The sequence below is a fragment of the Pseudidiomarina sediminum DSM 21906 genome (genome assembly GCF_000423165.1).
Taxonomy (GTDB): Bacteria; Pseudomonadota; Gammaproteobacteria; order Enterobacterales; family Alteromonadaceae; genus Pseudidiomarina; species Pseudidiomarina sediminum.
In genome coordinates, this window is the sequence record NZ_KE383983.1 from 242,885 (window position 1) to 260,661 (window position 17,777).

14 protein-coding genes are annotated in these 17,777 nt (G+C 50.6%); 7 read left to right on the forward strand and 7 right to left on the reverse strand.

Annotated elements, in window-relative coordinates; genetic code table 11:
* The first annotated feature begins 82 nt into the window (after positions 1–82).
* Together G535_RS0106400 and G535_RS0106405 are read left to right on the forward strand one after the other, a co-directional pair.
* Positions 83–2,140: a S9 family peptidase gene (locus tag G535_RS0106400; RefSeq protein WP_026861305.1), complete on the forward strand. Its 2,058-nt coding sequence runs from the start codon at positions 83–85 to the stop codon at positions 2,138–2,140.
* A gap of 13 nt (positions 2,141–2,153) precedes the next feature.
* Entirely contained in the window at positions 2,154–2,573 is a 420-nt protein-coding gene (locus G535_RS0106405; protein WP_026861306.1) for a YqaA family protein, read from the forward strand.
* Here the strand turns inward: G535_RS0106405 and G535_RS0106410 are convergent.
* From G535_RS0106410 to G535_RS0106430, 5 genes are all read right to left on the reverse strand, one after another.
* Entirely contained in the window at positions 2,557–3,660 is a 1,104-nt protein-coding gene (locus G535_RS0106410; protein ID WP_026861307.1) for a dipeptide epimerase, read from the reverse strand. The two genes, G535_RS0106405 and G535_RS0106410, sit on opposite strands and share 17 nt — an antisense overlap.
* A gap of 11 nt (positions 3,661–3,671) precedes the next feature.
* Positions 3,672–5,087: a C40 family peptidase gene (locus G535_RS0106415; RefSeq protein ID WP_026861308.1), complete on the reverse strand. Its 1,416-nt coding sequence runs from the start codon at positions 5,085–5,087 to the stop codon at positions 3,672–3,674.
* A 96-nt stretch (positions 5,088–5,183) separates the two neighbouring features.
* Positions 5,184–6,287 carry an alanine racemase gene (alr, locus tag G535_RS0106420; protein ID WP_026861309.1) on the reverse strand — a complete coding sequence of 368 codons (1,104 nt, stop codon included), beginning with the start codon at positions 6,285–6,287 and terminating at the stop codon, positions 5,184–5,186.
* A gap of 3 nt (positions 6,288–6,290) precedes the next feature.
* Complete coding sequence (locus G535_RS0106425) at positions 6,291–7,877, reverse strand: serine hydrolase (RefSeq protein WP_026861310.1); 1,587 nt, start codon at positions 7,875–7,877, stop codon at positions 6,291–6,293.
* 14 nt (positions 7,878–7,891) lie between these two features.
* Positions 7,892–9,265 carry a Na+/H+ antiporter NhaC family protein gene (locus G535_RS0106430; protein ID WP_026861311.1) on the reverse strand — a complete coding sequence of 458 codons (1,374 nt, stop codon included), beginning with the start codon at positions 9,263–9,265 and terminating at the stop codon, positions 7,892–7,894.
* 119 nt (positions 9,266–9,384) lie between these two features.
* On the opposite strand from G535_RS0106430, the gene G535_RS0106435 reads away from it, so the two are divergent.
* Positions 9,385–10,230, forward strand: coding sequence for a MurR/RpiR family transcriptional regulator (locus tag G535_RS0106435; RefSeq protein ID WP_026861312.1), 846 nt, complete (start codon positions 9,385–9,387; stop codon positions 10,228–10,230).
* 5 nt (positions 10,231–10,235) lie between these two features.
* On the opposite strand, the gene dinB is transcribed toward G535_RS0106435, so the two are convergent.
* Positions 10,236–11,318, reverse strand: a complete 1,083-nt coding sequence (gene dinB / locus G535_RS0106440; RefSeq protein ID WP_034727829.1) for a DNA polymerase IV — start codon at positions 11,316–11,318, stop codon at positions 10,236–10,238.
* Positions 11,319–11,491: 173 nt separating this feature from the next.
* On the opposite strand from dinB, the gene G535_RS0106445 reads away from it, so the two are divergent.
* A complete protein-coding gene (locus tag G535_RS0106445; protein WP_084616873.1) occupies positions 11,492–11,836 on the forward strand; it encodes a c-type cytochrome in 345 nt (114 codons plus the stop codon).
* A 181-nt stretch (positions 11,837–12,017) separates the two neighbouring features.
* Positions 12,018–14,594, forward strand: coding sequence for a bifunctional diguanylate cyclase/phosphodiesterase (locus G535_RS13090; protein WP_051206998.1), 2,577 nt, complete (start codon positions 12,018–12,020; stop codon positions 14,592–14,594).
* On the opposite strand, the gene rep is transcribed toward G535_RS13090, so the two are convergent.
* Positions 14,587–16,596: a DNA helicase Rep gene (rep, locus tag G535_RS0106455; protein WP_026861315.1), complete on the reverse strand. Its 2,010-nt coding sequence runs from the start codon at positions 16,594–16,596 to the stop codon at positions 14,587–14,589. The two genes, G535_RS13090 and rep, sit on opposite strands and share 8 nt — an antisense overlap.
* A gap of 116 nt (positions 16,597–16,712) precedes the next feature.
* Here rep and G535_RS0106460 point away from each other — a divergent pair, with 116 nt between their 5' ends.
* Together G535_RS0106460 and G535_RS0106465 are read left to right on the forward strand one after the other, a co-directional pair.
* Positions 16,713–16,967: an accessory factor UbiK family protein gene (locus G535_RS0106460; protein ID WP_026861316.1), complete on the forward strand. Its 255-nt coding sequence runs from the start codon at positions 16,713–16,715 to the stop codon at positions 16,965–16,967.
* 47 nt (positions 16,968–17,014) lie between these two features.
* On the forward strand, positions 17,015–17,758 hold the full coding sequence (locus tag G535_RS0106465) for a ferredoxin--NADP reductase (protein WP_026861317.1): 744 nt from the start codon (positions 17,015–17,017) through the stop codon (positions 17,756–17,758).
* Positions 17,759–17,777 lie beyond the last annotated feature (19 nt).

Genomic DNA, 17,777 nt, shown 5'->3' on the forward strand with positions numbered 1-17,777 from the left:
TGTCGTTTTGACCGCGATAGGTTGTGCCTAGAGCATGCTGTTAGGTAGTCTTGAGACATTCTTGATGTCACGGGACTACCTAATGAAAACAATAACCCTTTTAAGTCTTTGTATCTCCGCCAGTCTACTCACCAGCACCGCCTTCGCAGAGCAACAGCCTCCCATAAAGCCTAAGCTGCAAGCGGAAGATATTTTTGCTCTAGAGCATGCCAATCACGTACAAATTTCGCCCGATGGTAAGCATATTGCTTATATTCGCAATAGCTTCGATATTATGACCGATAGCACGCGACGCAGCTTGTGGTTGATCGATACGAAAACGGGCACGCACACGCCGTTGTTTGCCGACAACCATAGCTATGCAAATCCCACCTGGTCACCCGATGGCAAACGCCTCGCCTTTACTTCAAATCGCTCTGGGCGCAATCAAATCCATGTGTTTTGGCTCGCTGAGCAACGGGTTACTGCGATTACTGAGGTCGCAAAAAGCCCCAATAACTTAGCCTGGTCACCTGATGGTCAACAGCTGGCGTTTATGATGGCAGTGAACGCGGAAAAAAGTGACTTTGCTAAAAGTGTGAAGTCAGTGAAAAAGCCAGAACAAGCAAAGTGGGGTGCAGCGCCAGTGATTGTTGAGCGCACGCTGTATCAGCGGGATGGGCAAGGTGTAACCGCGTCTGCGTATCAGCAGGTTTTTGTGGTGCCAAGTGACGGTGGTAGTGCCCGTCAGCTGACCTCTGGCGCTTATAAGCACCAAGGCCCACTCGCTTGGTCTGGCGATGGTAAACAACTGATTTTTTCAGCGAATCGCGACAAAGACTGGGAATATCAGTCACGGGAAAGTGACTTGTGGCAGGTTACGCTTGCCGACCATAAGTTACAGCAGCTCACTGACTGGCCGGGCCAAGAGTATGCCGCTACCGTTTCGGCTAACGGTAAAAGCTTAGCATTCTTGCATGCTAGCAATGCCCCCGTTCCTTACACCAATGCCAGCTTGCATCAGATGAACCGGCGCAGCGGCGAAACACGTGTCATCAATGATAGCTTTGATCGTCGCTTTGAAAGTCCGCAGTGGATCGGGAGTGACCGACTCACGGTACAGTATGCTGATCGCGGTCGCGTTACTGTGGCTGAAGTGAGTTTGCAAGGTAAAGTGACGCCGCGAGTCACCGATGTTGGCGGCACCTATACCAGTCGTCCGTACAGTATGGGAATGTATTCGGTGGCGTCACAGACCGGCACCATCGCCTATACTTATGGTACGGCCTATGACTTGGCGAATGTTGCTGTCGACGTGAAAGGCAAGCAGCGTGTCTTGACCCAGTTGAATGCCGATGTGCTTGGACAGCGAACGTTAGGTGAAGTGCGTGAACTGACGTATGTATCGTCGTTCGACGCGACTGAAATTCATGGGTGGTACATTTTGCCGCCAGACTACGAGGAAGGTAAACGTTATCCAACCATGGTCGAGATCCATGGTGGACCGCATTTGTCTTACGGACCGTTTTTCGCAGCCGAACATCAACGCTATGCCGCTGAAGGTTATGTGGTGTTGTATGTGAACTACCGCGGTAGTACCTCGTATGGAGAGGACTTTGCGATGCTACTTGATGGGCACTATGCCTCTGAGCGTGATCATGCGGACCATATGTCGGGACTCGATACCTTGATTGAGATGGGTATTGCTGATCCGGATAACCTCTTTATTGCCGGTGGTTCGGCTGGCGGTATTGCAACGGCTTATGCCATTGGTTTAACCGATCGGTTTAAGGCTGCCGCGGCCACCAACCCTGTGATTAACTGGGTGAGTAAAACTTTAACTGCCGATAGCTCGATTGGCCAAATTCAAAACCAGTTCCCGGCCATGCCATGGGAAGACCTCGCGCACTATTGGCAGCGGTCACCGTTGTCGTTGGTGGGCAATGCCACCACCCCGACCTTGCTGTTTACCGGCGAAAAAGATCGCCGGACGCCAATGGCTGAAACTGAGCAGTTCTATCAGGCGCTACAATTACAGCAGGTGGATACTGTGATGGTACGGGTTCCTGATGCTTATCATGGGGTTACGGCAAAACCGTCGCGGATTATTGCGAAAGTTGAGCATACGCTGGCTTGGTTTGAACGTTACCGCAGCAAATAAGGACTTTTAAGACGTGTACTTGAGCCTGTTTCTGGTCGCCTTTTTGGCGGCCACACTATTACCCGCCCAATCAGAGGTGTTGGTGATCAGTGCGCAGCAAATGGGCTATAACGTTTGGTGGATTTGGTTCTTTGCATCCCTAGGGAATACGCTTGGCAGCGTCGTCAATTATGTCTTGGGACGTTTCTTATTGCACTATCAAGATCGCCGCTGGTTCCCTTTCAAAGGCAAGTCGTTAGCGCGCGGGCACTGGTGGTTTGAACGTTATGGAAAGTGGTCACTGCTGCTGGCATGGGCACCTTTCATTGGTGATGCGTTGACCTTTATTGCCGGCATGTTGCGATTGACGTTTTGGCAGTTCTTAGTGATTGTTGCCATTAGTAAAGCAGGGCGTTACGCCCTGCTTTTAGGTCTGCTTAACTTCTTGGCGTAAGTGCTTCAAGACCTTGGATCGATTTGATCCCGAGGCCAGGGGCGTCGCTAATCGAAATCTCCGCATCTTTAAACTTCACACTGCCATCGACAGGATCAAAGGCACACAATGATGGGCCGTCGAGGTCGATTTTGGTGATCACATTCGATTTAGCTACGGCAAGGTGAGCGGCAGCAGAAACGCTGATGCTTGATTCCAGCATACAACCGATCATGCATTGCATATCGTATACCGAGCAAATATCGGCAATCTTAATTGCGTTCGAAATACCGCCGGTTTTCATCAACTTGATGTTGATGATATCTGCGGCGCGCATTTTGATAAGCTCGATAACTTCACGCGGACCAAAGCTACTTTCATCGGCCATGACCGGCGTATTGACGCGTTCGGTGATGAATTTCATGCCGTCTAAGTCACGTGCTTTGACCGGCTGCTCCACCAATTCCAAGCGTACGCCAGCGTCTTCAAGTTTGTGCAGGGCATAGACCGCTTCTTTGGGTGTCCAGCCTTGGTTAGCATCAAGGCGCAGTAGGGCTTTGCCCTCAACCGCTGCGTAAATCGCTTTCACCCGCTCAATATCGACACCGATGTCTTTGCCGACCTTGATTTTCAAGGTTTCAAAGCCACGGTCAATCGCTTCTAAAGAGTCGGTCACCATCTTGTCGATATAGTCGACACTGATGGTAATGTCGGTGGAAATGGTCGGCACGCCGCCGCCGAGCATCTTGTAGAGTGGCGCGTCATACAATTGACCCCAAAGGTCATATACCGCCATTTCAACGGCTGCTTTAGCACTGTAATTGCGGATAATACCGTTTTGGATCAGACCAACAACATGATTCAGGTCGGCGATATCTTGGCCTATCAGCTTCGGCTTCATGATGCGGTCAATCGCTTCAATGATCGAGCCGTGTGTGTCACCCGTGATGACCGCCGTTGCTGGCGCTTCACCGTAACCAATATGACCGGTGTCGGTGTGCACCATAATGACAATGTCTTCAATCGATTCAACAGTGCGCAGTGCCGTTTTGAAAGGTGTTTTCAAAGGCACGCGCAACATCGCAAATTTAATATCAGTAATTTTCATAATGGGTCCTGTTAGCGTACCGATTTAATTGAGTAAATCCGATCAAGGTAAGTGTCGTTTTTACCAAAACCTAAGGTCGTCAATGGCGTTACAGAGACCCCGTTCAAGGTTCCTTTGTAATAGTCGCCATTGCTATCGGTATAGCTCATGCCATGAACATCATGGATAACGTAATGCTCGCCGTCAATTTTACCGAGGTAAATCACCACGTGACCAGGTACATAAATAAGGTCGCCAACATTGGCAGCGTCAAGACGTGCAAGTTTTTCTTCGTTGCTGGCATCTTTGTCATACAAGATAGTATCGCCATACGCACCGTAGGCTTGCTGCCCTGAGTTACGCGGCATATCGATACCCATGGTGCGGTATACCTCAAGGACGAAACCGGTACAGTCACGCGCGTTAAAGTCATGTCCCCAACCGTAACGTTCGCCAAGGAACTTAAAGGCTTGGTCGATAATATTCGCTTCGGTATACGGCAGATAACCCACGGTCACATCGTTATGGCGTGGGATCAACGCAGGCGTAAAGTCGAGGCTACCATCGTCATTGCGAATCGGTAGTTCCACCGTGTAGCTGGCAAATGGGTTTTGACCATGAACGTTATGTCCGGTCTCAGCTGCGCTCAGGAGCGGTAGCTTAGTGCTCATATCCAGCTGTACCTCAGAGGCGGCTGGGAAGCTTGGCGTATAGTTGGTATGCACTTTTGCTTCAGTGACGACCGCAAAAGGGGCTTTCTCGGTGTAGTTTAATACGACCTCGCGATCACCAATGGCCACATCTTTCGCCTGCACCCAAGCGAGGTAATGGTACGACTGGGCAAGGTACCACTGGCCGTCAGCGCTGGTATGCAAAATTGCCAACGGCATTCCAGGGAATACGCCCGTTTCTTGGAAGCGATCGATATCGGTGTCTAAGCCTTCGCTGTAGAGCTTATCCAACGTCGGAAAAGTCCGCATTGGCGAGCGCGCGACCACAAGACCAAACTGCACTGGATTATTCGCTTTTACGCCGTCGATATTGGTGGCATCGCGGTAGGCTTGCAACTGTTCAGCCGTTGCTTGCGTGCCATCGGCATAAAAACGACTGTACTTTGGCAGGCTACTCAGGCTGTCAATTTTTTCGCGCAAGGCGTCGCCACTGTAGCTGTTAGGCAGTTCGTTTAAATAAACCATCTCGTCTTGAACGTTGTACGAGCGCGCGTTAAACGCGGCGATTTCGTCAGCGGTGAGAACCTCTTGATGCGGTGCTTGTAAGCGCTGAATCCAGAACTCAGGCTCTAAGTACATTTCCTGCATGCCAATCACATCATGTTGATAGTTTGGCAAGTGTTGGTAATCCACCGCGGAGGTTGCGGTGGTTGAAGATGGGGCCGCCTGACATGCGGTCAATGTGGCTAAGCTAATAGCTAAAACAAGTTTTTTCACAGTTTCTCCCTAGCGGGCTTGCGAATGAAGTGTCATCTATGACCTGACATCTTAGAATGGAATAATATTCCAAACAAGACAAATTTGAGTCATAAATTATTTGTAATGGCGCGGCACTCGTTCACTCACGCGACACAACAACTCATAACTGATGCTACCGACGGCTTCGGCAACACGGCAGACCGGTAGGTTAGGTCCCCAAAGCTCAGCTTCATCGCCAAGGTCGACGTGCGCAAGGTCGGTGACATCAACGGTAATCATGTCCATGGATACCGTCCCAGCTAAGCTTACCTGTTGGCCGTTCAACCAAATCGGTGTGCCACTCGGAGCGTGACGCGGATAACCGTCGGCATAGCCGATCGCTAAGGTGGCGATACGGCTATCCCGTTGCGCGCGCCAAGTGCTGCCATAGCCAACCGCTTCGCCTGCGGCTACGTCGCGTAGCGCTATCACCGGCGCCAGTACGCGCATCGCTGGTAACAATTCGGTGGTTTGTGTGTGCGCTGATGGGTCGACCCCATACAGCATAATCCCGGTACGGCACCAGTGCCCTTGCTCGGTTTTAAGATCAATGGCGCGGCTTAACATCGCCGCGGTATTTGCAGCGCTGACCGCGGGGGTTGGTGAGGTTTCTGCGCACAGGTCAAAAAATGCATCGTGCTGGCGTTGATTGAGGGCATGGTCCTCAACCTCCGCGTTGGCAAAGTGCGTCATCAAGGTCACGCTGGCCACTTGCGGGCAGGCCTCAAGTGCAGCGCGTGCTTGACGAACCTCATTGGGGGCAAAGCCAAGGCGGTGCATCCCGGTATCGGTTTTTAACCAAACCGCTAAGGGGGTCACCAACCGAGCCTGCAAAATAGCATCAAGTTGGCTCTGGCTGTGTACCACAGGTTGTAAATTGTAGTGTGCGCAGACCGGTAGTTCCGCTGCTGAGAAGCAGCCTTCCAGCAATACTATAGGTTGCACAAAGCCAGCGTCACGCAGTCGTAGTGCCTCATCAATGAAGGCGACAGCGTAGGCATCAACATTGCCGTTAATGGCTCTGGCGACTTCAACTGCACCGTGACCATAACCATTGGCTTTAATCACGCCGAGCAGGTGACAGTCACCTGCGTGTTGGCGGGCAAGGCGCGCGTTGTGTTGCAAGGCGTGCGTATCGATTTCGGCCCGGGTGGGCCGAAAATGGAGACCGTTGCTCATCGTTTATTGTTTCTCGAAATTAAGGTCTTCAAAGTCAAAGCTAAAGTCTGCAGCTGGGTCGATGGGCTCCATCACCATGCCTTGAATATCGCCTTGGAAATTACTGGTGAAGCGTACATAGGCGTCAGCATGATGGGTACGGTCGTCCCAACGCACCACGAAAGTATCGCCTTTCACGTGCTCCATACTGCCAATCAGGCGGGCAGAGCGGTGCGAGCGCCAGCGCAACTTTTCGTCTTGCCAAGTTACGGCAACGGTACCAAACCATGGATCGATGTAAGTGCCACCGATACGTTCATAATGTGTTGCTGTAGCAGCCTTGGTCTCAGGCACTTTAAAGGTAGCTGCGCGGCGTTGATTGGCTTGTTCCCGCCACTCTTGTACCGCCGCAATCCAATCGCGCTCAGGCGCATCGGTGTATGCTTTGATCAAGGTATGCATCATCGCCGTTCGGGCATCGCTGTGAGAACGGTTCAACAACACCACAAAGCCAGTGTCCAGTTCTGGGAAGAAGGACAGATAGGCATTCATGCCGTGTAAGGTACCGGTGTGGTGGATGCGAAGTAAGCCATCAACATCATGCATACGCCAGCCTAGACCATAGGCGGCGAAATGCGTCCGATCCCAATCGTAGTCGCGTGAGCCAACGTTCATGAGCGTTTGTGGCGACCACATTTCGGCGTGTTGCTTGGCACTGATCAAGGTTTGTTCAACGCCATCTTCGGTGCTGTACGTGCCGCGGGCAATGTGCATTTTCATCCACTTGGTCATGGCTTGTAGGCTACAGCGAATACCGCCCGCTGGGGCAGAGGTAATGTAGTCGTTGGCCTGATCGCGACGGACCACCTTAGGGCCACCATCCACCCAGCCATGGGGTTGGGCGATATGCTTTTTGTAATCCTCGGGGACCGGACCTGCGAAACAGTACTCCATGCCAAGCGGGCGCATCAGATTTTGTTCGACAAAGGTTTCCCAGCGTTCACCAGTAACACGTTCGGTAAGTTCACCAGCGAGGACATAAAGAATGTTGTCGTAGGCGTAACGCGTACGGAAGCCTTTCTCCATGGGTAAGTATTGCAAGCCGTTGAGGATGTCCGCACGGGTAAAGTCGTTCGGCGTTGGCCAGAACATTAAGTCACCGGCACCCAAGTTGAGACCGCTGGAGTGAATAAATAAGTCGCGGACGCGAAATTCACGTGTAATCCAAGGGTCTTCAACGCGAAACTCTGGGATATGATCAATCACCCGGTCATCCCAACTGACTTTGCCTTGATCAACCAATAGCGCGACCGCAGCCGCAGTGAAGTTCTTAGTGACCGAGGCAATTTTAAACAGACTCTGCTCAGTGACCGGGGCTTGTTGGCCAAACTCCTGCACCCCATACCCTTTGGCAAAAACCACCTGGTCGCCTTCGACGATACCGATCACCATGCCTGGTACCGAATAGGCGTCCATAATACGCGCTGCTGTTGCATCAATTTTTTCACTACTGATTTTACTTGGCTCGGCGGCAGCGATGCTGCTCAAGGCTAAGCTCATGCCCGCGACGATACTTGTCAGTGCGGTGCGCTTTAAACTGGGATAACGCATAGTTCTTTCCTTGGTTAAATCATGATGAGACTAGTGACAATATAGAGCACCAGCGTGACACCGCCTGCGGTCAACGCATATGGCAGTTGCGTTCGAACGTGTTCAAGTAAGTCGCAACCTGATGCTAGTGCCGACACCGCTGTGGTATCGGATATGGGTGAACAATGGTCACCGAACACACCGCCACCTAACACTGCGGCCAATAACAATGGCGCCGGTAGGTCGAGAGCTAGAATCATTGGTGCGGCAATAGGGATTAAAATAGCGAAGGTGCCCCACGATGTTCCTGTAGTAAAGGAGATCAATGCTCCAGCGAGGAACAACATCGGTGCAATCAGGAACAACGGCAGGTACTCACCAACAATGTTGGCCAAGAAGGTGCCGGTACCCAGTTCACGTAGGCTTGCGCCAAGTGCCAACGACAACAGCACAATACTGACCAAGGGTAACAGTTCACTCATGCCTTTAAAGCCGGTGTCGACCAATTGTTGATGGGTGTTGCGGCGACTGATCAGCAACATGAAGTAGGCCACAACACAGGCGAGGGCAGTTGCGTAGAGCACTGATTTAGAACCATCGCCTTGCGTAATATCACCACCGCCAGTACCGAACATGAAGGCCACCATACCGACCACCATGACGGTTAAAGGAACCAGCATGTAACGGGCTTTACTGTTACTTGGTGCGTGCTCTGGAATATCTTGGTGTTCTTGCGGTTGCTCTTCGACTTTGCGCAGCGGACCGTGGACGCGACCGCTGAACGCGGTATAGAACACGATGATTAAGGTCACAATAGCGTAGAAGTTAAAGGGGATGGTGCTCCAGAGGGTCGCAACACTCGAACCGGGTAGATCTTGTTGGTCCAGCATCCCGAGCACATACGCCCCCCAGCCATTAAGCAAAATCAAAATACAGATGGGTGCACTGGTACTATCGATGAGATAAGCAAGGCGGGCACGGCTCATGCCAAGCTTTTCAAAGAGACCGCGTGATAAGATACCCGCGGTTAACACACTTAAATTGGATTCGATGAAAACAAAAATACCGGTGAAAACGGTCATCAAGCTGGCACTACGTTTAGTGTTGCCTAGGCCACGTTTTAACAGGGCTTCAACGGTAGCAGCAACGCCACCAGATTCGCGAATATAGGCAAGTAAAGCACCGACCATTAAGCTAAAAATAAGTAGTCTTGTGTTGCCAGCGGAGCCAAACACCGAAATAATGCGTTCAATAGTGGCAATAAAAGTGTAGAGCAGCGATTCGCCGCCTTGCAGTGTTAACAGCAGCTCTGAGGTGACGATAGCTAGCAAAAGAGCGACAATAACCTCTTTACGCCAGAACACCACGATTATGGCTACCAACGGGGGTAGCACGGACATCCAGCTCATAAAAGCAACCTTGTTTTTGTAGTTGTAGGTGGATTTTTGACGACCATATTGCCAATCAGTAATAAATTATTCAATATGGGTTACTAACTTTCATAGATTATTAAAATAAGACAGTGCCTATGTCCTGCTTACTTAAAATTCGTGCCATGCGCGATGATATGTCGCTAATAGAACGTAAACTAGCGGACTTTATTCTCGATAACACGCATCTTTTACGCGACTATTCGTCGCAACAATTGGCTGACGCTATCGGTGTAAGCCAATCCAGTGTCGTCAAGTTCAGCCAAAAGCTTGGTTACCGAGGGTACCCTGATCTCAAATTCGCGGTCAATGAGGCTGTGGTCTCTGCATCGAATCAGCAGCGCCATTCCCCAGCGCACCCGTCGCAAAAACGTTCTTTAGCCGTTACCTTTTCAGAGCTACGTGACGCCAGTTACGCCGTAATGCAAGGTGTTGCTGACTTGAATGAAACCGAGCAGCTGCAACAAGCGCTGGGTCTGCTCATCGAGGCTGATACTATTCAGGTCGCAGGCTTTGGGAAGTCCGCGATTGTAGCAAAGGACTTTGTCCTGCGTTTAATGCAAATGGGTAAAGTTACGCTAAATAGCACTGATCCCGCATTGCAAATTCAAATGGCGACGGCTTTAGGCGAGGGCAACGTGTTGTTTGCGATCACCGAAGGTGGTCAGAACAGTGATATCTTGAAAATTGTGCGGCAGGCCAAGAGCAAAGGTGCGCGCGTGATTTCATTGACGCGATTTGGCAACAATCCAACCAGTGTCCTTGCCGATGTTCCCTTGTATGCACTTGGCGGTGATACCTCAGTACGCACCGATAGCGTGTTAATGCAAATGGGCATGCAGCATTTGTGTCATGTGCTTTATGTGCAGATGTGCCAGGCGCTAAAAGTCGATGCCCATTTAGAAGAAAGTATGAACTCGCATAACCTGCTCGATACGCAGTAGGGATACTAATCGAGCTCTAGCTCTAGCTGTAATTGCTCGTCGGGGTCAGGCAGCGCGACGCTGACGCCGATGAGTCTTACGCCGCGTTGAAAGCGTCGCTCCCAAGCTTCACGTAGCAATTGATAAAATAAACTTGGTGAGGCCGTTTTGGCAGTCCGTGAGACCGTGGTTTGCTGAAAGTCACTGAATTTCAGTTTCACCGTTTGGCTTTTAATATGCACATTTTGCCAGCGTGTTTCGCCAAGGCGTTTTTGCAGTTGCGGTAACAACACTTCATCGAGAAACTGCTCGACTTGGCGTAATTGATGGAAATCGTGTCGTAAGGTTTCTTCACACCCAACACTTTTGCGAATACGTTCGGTTACGACAGGGCGAGGGTCGTTGCCCGCGCAACGTTGCTGCAGCAGCCAGCCTGCTTTATCGCCCAACAACTGTTGTAAGTGCGCTAACTCAGCGCGCTGAATGTCTCGACCATGGTAATAGCCGGCATTTTCGAGTCGCTCTAAGCTTTTCGGACCTACCCCAGGAATGCGTTTTAAATTGAGTTGGGCGATATAGTCGACGACCGCTTCAGGCGGCACGACAAACTGTCCATCGGGTTTGCGTTCTTCACTAGCGATCTTCGCGACCATTTTTTGACAACTAATGCCTGCTGAAGCAGTTAAACCAAGCCCGCGCAATTGCGTACGAACCGCTTCCATGGTTAGCGATGCGCTGCCCCGATGTAAGGTGTTGTGGGTCAAATCGAGGTAAAACTCATCAATGGATGCCGGCTCAACCACGTCCGTAACCGAACGCAGTACGTCGAGCACTTGTTGTGACATCGCTCGGTAATAGCGATGGTCGGGCTTAACGAAGTGCAGGTGTGGACAGAGTCGGCGCGCGTGTGTCCCTGACATCGCGCTGCGTACCCCAAACTGTCGCGCTAGGTAATTGGCGGTTGCGACCACGCCACGTTCGCTGCCACCGCCTACGGCAAAAGGGCGTTCGGCTAAGCTCGGGTCACGTAATACCTCAGCACTTGCGAAAAACGCATCGAGATCCAAAAGCGCAATTTTGCGCGTAATCAAAGAAGATGGCTGAGACATAAAACGAATTGTTTAACCTTGAACGGAATGTGGCTATAATCGCAACAACCTTATGAGCGTGCAAGCTCAACGATAAGAAACAGGAGTCCACTGTGAACGTATTGAAAATCGCAAAATCTGGTCGTTTGTTAGCTGCTGCATTTGCCTTTGTTGTAGGTAGTGCAGGCGCAACGATGTTACCACAAGACACAAATGAAGATATCGCATCACGTATCGCCCCTGTGGGTAAAGTGCGTACGGGTGCAGCGGCTGCAGATAGCGGCGCAAGTGCTGGTGGCGCACGTTCAGGCGAGCAAGTCTACAATACGTTCTGTACTGCGTGTCACACCTCTGGTGTGCTTGGCGCGCCAAAAATCAACAACGCTGCTGATTGGGAAGCGCGTTTAGCGCAAGGCGCAGAAACAGTACTGAAGCATGCGATCGAAGGTTTGAATGCAATGCCGCCAAAAGGTACCTGTTCAGATTGTAGCGATGATGAAATTGCTGCTGCGATTGATTACATGACAGCTGAGCTGTAAATCAAAGTACTTGTATAGATTGAAAAAAACCGCTTCGGCGGTTTTTTTTTGGTCGCTATTTGTCGAAATTTAAAGCAAAAGCCTTTCCTGTAACCCTTGCTAAAGCTATACTCTGTTGTCAATTGTTCACAAAAATTCATACTATTTGTAATAAAAAGAAACATAATTATAAAAATAACCAATGGCAAATGAACAACAGCCCACCACTCAAACCTCTGAAATTGCGCGTCTGCGTAAGGCTGTCGTTCGTCTCAAAAGTCTTGCTCTGAAGTATCGGCAATCTGAAGTTGTCCAAAAAGCTTTGTTCCGCATCTCGGAACTTGCTTCCTCCGCGCGTGACATGTCGGAGTTTTATCCTGCCGTGCATGCCATTATTGATGAGTTGATGGTGGCCAAAAATTTCTTTGTTTGCCTGTACGACGCTCACAGCGAGACGGTGAAGTTTGTCTACTTTGTGGATGAGTATGATGCCATTCCTGATAACGAACAGTTCCCAGCAGAAGTATTGCGACAAGGTCTGACTGGCTATGTGATGCGCACTGGTGAACCCTTCTTGTTAGTTGAGCAGAATTATGGTGCCTTGGTTGCTGCCGGAGAAATTGTCGATTTAGGCGCGAAACCCGAGGATTGGTTGGGGGTGCCTCTGCGCAGTGGTGATCAGGTGATTGGCGCTATGGTGGTACAAAGCTACTCGCCGGACGTCGGTTATAGCGTGAGCGACAAAGAGCTGTTTATGTTTGTTTCACAGCATATTGTCAACGCATTGGAGCGAATTCAGCAGCGAGAATTGATGCGCAAGGAGATTGATCGACAAACAGCTGACTTGCGTGACATCAACCGTAATTTGGAAGAGCAAATTGTTGAGCGACAACGTGCTGAAAAATTATCGGCGGTGCTGTATGCCATTTCAGAGCTCACCAATACCAGTGAAAATATGGCGATCTTTTTTCAGCGTTTGCATGAACAAATCGGCTTGTTGATGAACAATGACAACTTCTTCGTTGCCTTGCTCGATGACGAACGCCAACATATTCACTTTCCTTATCATGTGGATCAACGTGACTGTCAATTAATGGAACGTCGTCCGTTAGGTAAAGGTTTAACCGAGTATGTTATCGCGACGCGTAAGCCTGTGTTTATCGATCAAACGGCGTATAACACCCTGTTGGCCGAAGGGGCCATTGACGGGCCACGCAAATCGTATGGCACCCGCTCAATTCAGTGGTTAGGTTCTCCGTTGGTGGTTGATGACGAAGTGATTGGCGTGTTGTCGGTACAAACGTACACCACGACTGTGAACTATAAACCTGACGACTTAGAACTTCTGAACTTTGTTTCACATCACGTTGCTGTAGCGCTTGAGCGCCGTCGGAATGCCGATGAAATCCGTCGTGTGAACGCCTTCTTAGAAAAGAAAGTGGCGGAGCGTACAGAAGAGTTGGTCAATGAAATTGAGCACCGGAAAAAAATTGAAGAAAAGTTGTTTTACGATGCGCACCACGACACTCTTACTGGTTTGCCGAACCGTTCCATGTTTACTGACCGTTTGCAGCAAGCGCTAGGACAAAAACGTCGCTTCCCAAGCCACAACTTTGCGGTGCTGTTTGTTGATCTCGACCGTTTCAAAAACATTAACGACACTCTGGGTCATTCGGCTGGGGATGAATTTTTGCTGGAAGCGAGCCGGCGGATCGGAACCTGTGTCCGCGAGAATGACACTGTGGCGCGCCTCGGTGGCGATGAATTTGTTATTTTATTAAATCTTATCAGTCATATTGAAGACGCCAAAGACGTCGCCAGTCGCATTATCGAGCTCATGCGAAAGCCGTTTGTGTTTGGTGAAACGGAGCATTATTCTGGTGCCAGTGTTGGCATTGCCGAATGTAAGTCGCGCAATGATACGGCCGAGCGACTGCTGCGAGATGCCGATGCCGCCATGTACCAAGCGAAAAATATGGGCCGCGGGCGCTTCGTGGTCTTTGATGAAAGTATTCACCAAGATTTGGTCGCCTCGTTACATCGCGAAACTGAGTTACGACACGCGCAATTCGATCAAGACTTCGTCTTGCTGCAGCATCCGATTGCGAGCTTTACCACAACGCAGCCTTATGCGTTTGAAATTGCCGTACGTTGGCAGCGTGGCGAACAACTCGTCGATGCGCAAAGCTTCCTCAATGTTGCCGAAAAAACTGGCATGATTTTGCAGCTCGATCACTGGCTGCTCATGCGTATTTGCGAGTTGATCCGGGAACAATCACGGGTGTTGCCGGTGTGTGTTACGTTATCGACCCGCCATCTTTATAAACTGGCGGATGTGAAAGCCTTGCTCGATATTGTCACGCAGGCGGGAATTGCACCACAGCAGCTCATTTTTGGCTTTAGTGAAACCGAGTTGAGTGACCATTCAAAACGCCAGCTCAGCTCGTTACGCATGCTGGCGGATGCAGGGGTAGGGCTGGCCCTAACGGAGTTTGGCCGCAGTGCAGGGGCCTTACAGTATTTACTGAACTATCCGTTTAATCATGTCAAACTCGATCCGCGGATTGTTAACGAAACCCCGCATTCCGAGCGCGCGCGCGTAATGGTCAAAAATGTGGTGAACCTGTGTGATGAGCTTGCCATTACTATTGCCGCGGCCGGCATTGATACCGCCGAGCAGCGTGACGCCCTCGGCAGCGTGGGGGTACAATTAGGCTGTGGCAAGCAATTTGGTGAGCCGGCGTGGTTGCCTAGTTCAGCCCAGCAAGAGGTTATTTAAGCGCATTACGTAACATGGCTAAGCCGCTGTTGCGCGACTCTTCTTTGCGCTCTTCAGTAATCGGTGTTTTCCCTTCCCACTCTAAATCATCTTGCGGTAACTCAAAGAGAAAGCGGCTTGGTTCTGGGCGGACGAGATCACCGTACTGGCGACGTTCTTTGGCCATAGTGAAAATAAGCGATTGTTGTGCACGGGTAATACCGACGTAGGCCAGCCGGCGTTCTTCTTCGACCATGTTATCGTCAATACTGGACTGGTGTGGTAACAGGCCTTCTTCCATGCCCACCAAAAACACATGCGGAAACTCCAAGCCTTTTGACGCATGCAACGTCATTAATTGTACTTGATCACCAACGTCATCTTCTTCGTTGCGCGACATCATATCGCGCAAACACAACTTGGCGACGGCTTGCTCTAAGCTAAGTGGCTCGTTGTCATCATCCCCTTTGATCATTTCACCGACCCAGCGTAGTAACTCGCTAATATTCTTATAGCGCATTTCGGCGGCGGCTTGGCTTGGACTCGATTCGTACAACCACTCCTCATAGCCAACCTCTTTGATGAGGTGATAAAGCGCCGTCATTACGTCGCTAGGGTCATCACAGCGACGTTGGGTTTGTGCGATTAAATGAGTAAACAGCTGTACTGACTGGTACTCGCGACTGCCCAAACGTGTTTTCAGCGCTTGATGGTTGGCTGATTCGAGTAGGCCAACGTGAAGCTCATGGGCAAGTTCACCAATGCGCTCAACTGTATGCGGGCCAATACCACGTTTGGGGACGTTAATGATGCGAATGAACGCGGTATCGTCCGTGGGATTCACCAAGAGTCGCAAGTAGGCCATGATGTCTTTGACTTCAGCGCGGGCAAAGAAGCTTTGCCCCCCAGTCATACGATAGGGGATACGGTTGGTGAGCAAGGCTTTTTCAAAGATCCGTGACTGGTGATTGCCGCGATACAAAATGGCAAAGTGCGAGTAAGGGGTACGCTCTAAGAAGCGACGTCGCACAATTTCTGCCACCACACGATCCGCCTCATGTTCCTCATTACGACCATAGATGACCCGCAAAGGCACACCGTATTCCATCTCGGAAAACAGTTTTTTCTCGAACACGTGTGGATTGTTCTCAATCAAGATGTTGGCTGCTTTTAGAATACGGCCATGAGAGCGATAGTTTTGCTCAAGCTTGATCACCTGCAATTGTGGAAAATCTTGCTGCAATAAGGCCAAGTTTTGCGGTTGCGCGCCCCGCCAGGAATAAATGGACTGGTCATCATCACCAACCACGGTAAAGCGCGCCCGTTCACCTACCAGGAGTTTCACCAATTGATACTGTGAGGTGTTGGTATCTTGATACTCATCGACTAATAGGTATTGGAATTTCTTTTGCCAGCGCTGACGCGCATGCTCATTACTGGCGAGCAGCTGGGTTGGCAGTAAAATCAGATCATCAAAGTCGAGGGCGTTACAGGCGCGCATATTTTGCTGGTAGCGTCGGTAAAACTCGGCAAACTCGGCTTCATCTGGGGTTTTTGCATGGGACTGCGCGTGCTGTGGTGTCCACATCGCATTTTTCCAGTTACTGATCTGGCTTTGCAAACGCTTGAGGAGCTCTTTATCGCCGTCGAGTTCCGGCTCGGTGAGGGCTTTGAGCAGTGCAAACGTATCTTGGTCATCGAACAAGGAAAAACCAGGTTTCAAACCAAGTAGACTGACGTCCTTGCGAATAATCGACAGCCCCAACGTATGGAAAGTTGAGACTGTGAGGCCGCGGGTGTACTGTCGGCCAAGGGTTTGTCCCACACGCTCTTTCATCTCACGCGCCGCCTTGTTGGTAAAGGTTACGGCAGCGATATGACGGGCTTGATAATTGCACTTGGTGATCAGGTAAGCAATTTTTTCAGTGATCACACGGGTTTTACCGCTGCCGGCTCCAGCCAAGACCAACACCGGCCCACCGATGGCGTGAACAGCTTCTTGTTGGCGTGGATTCAGTTGCATGAGAGCCCTTTTCTAATGTTGTCGCAGCGCGCGCAGGAGTGAACAGAACAGCAGATTTTAGCGTAAACACCTGCTAAGCTAAAAGCCAAATCGATAATTCGTCAAAGGAGTGTCAGATGGATGCGAAGAAAATTGAAGAAATAGCGAAGCAAATCAACGACAGCATTCCGGCTGGCGTGAAAGACTTTGCCGGTGGTATGGAACAACGTATCAAGCAAATTTTACAGCAACAGCTGAGTAAACTTGATGTTGTCACGCATGAAGAACTCGACGTGCAACAGCAGATCTTGTTACGGTTACGTCAGCGCGTTGAGGCCTTAGAGCAGCAACTCGAACAGTTACAACAGACCAAGAACGACGCAACAGAGTAACTCTTACCCGCAGCGTAAGGGGAACAGCAGCAGAGTGCGAGGGTAGTATGGCGCAGTGGCTAACCGGCGAAGTGATCGAGAATTTTGCTTGGAACAGTGAACTCTTTAGTTTGCGGGTGCGTGTGCCGCGTCCGTTTGAGTTCGTTGCTGGGCAATTTGTGCGACTTGGATTAGCGGCAGATGGTGAGCGCTACCAACGTGCGTACTCACTGGTGAATGCGCCGGATGATCCAGTGCTGGAATTTCTGATCAATCGGGTGCACGATGGTGATTTATCGCCGCTTTTACATCGACTGACGACAGGGCAGGCGCTGCAAGTCAGCCAACCTCCTTCGGGCTTTTTCACCTTGAATGAAGTGCCTGCTGGCGAAAGTTTGTGGTTGATGGCAACGGGCACCGGCATTGGCCCCTATTTATCGATGCTGCAAACCCAGATCCCGTTCGAGCGCTTTGACCGCATTCATTTGGTACACGCGGTGCGCTATGCCGCCGATTTAGCTTACCAAAAGCAAATTCAAGCTTGGGTAGATGCTCAGCCACAGCAACTCCATTATCAACCTATTGTCAGTCGTGAAGCCTGCGAAGGCGCTTTACAAGGGCGGATTCCGGCGCTGATCACCAGTGGTGAACTTGAACAAGCCCTCGGTGATACCTTAACGACCACGAGCCAAGTCATGCTGTGTGGTAACCCCGAGATGATTCGTGACGCCAAAGATGTGCTGGAGGACAAGGGCTTGGCAAAGAACCTCCGCCGTAAACCAGGCAATGTAACCGTCGAGCATTACTGGTAAATTACTTTTCTGCAATCTC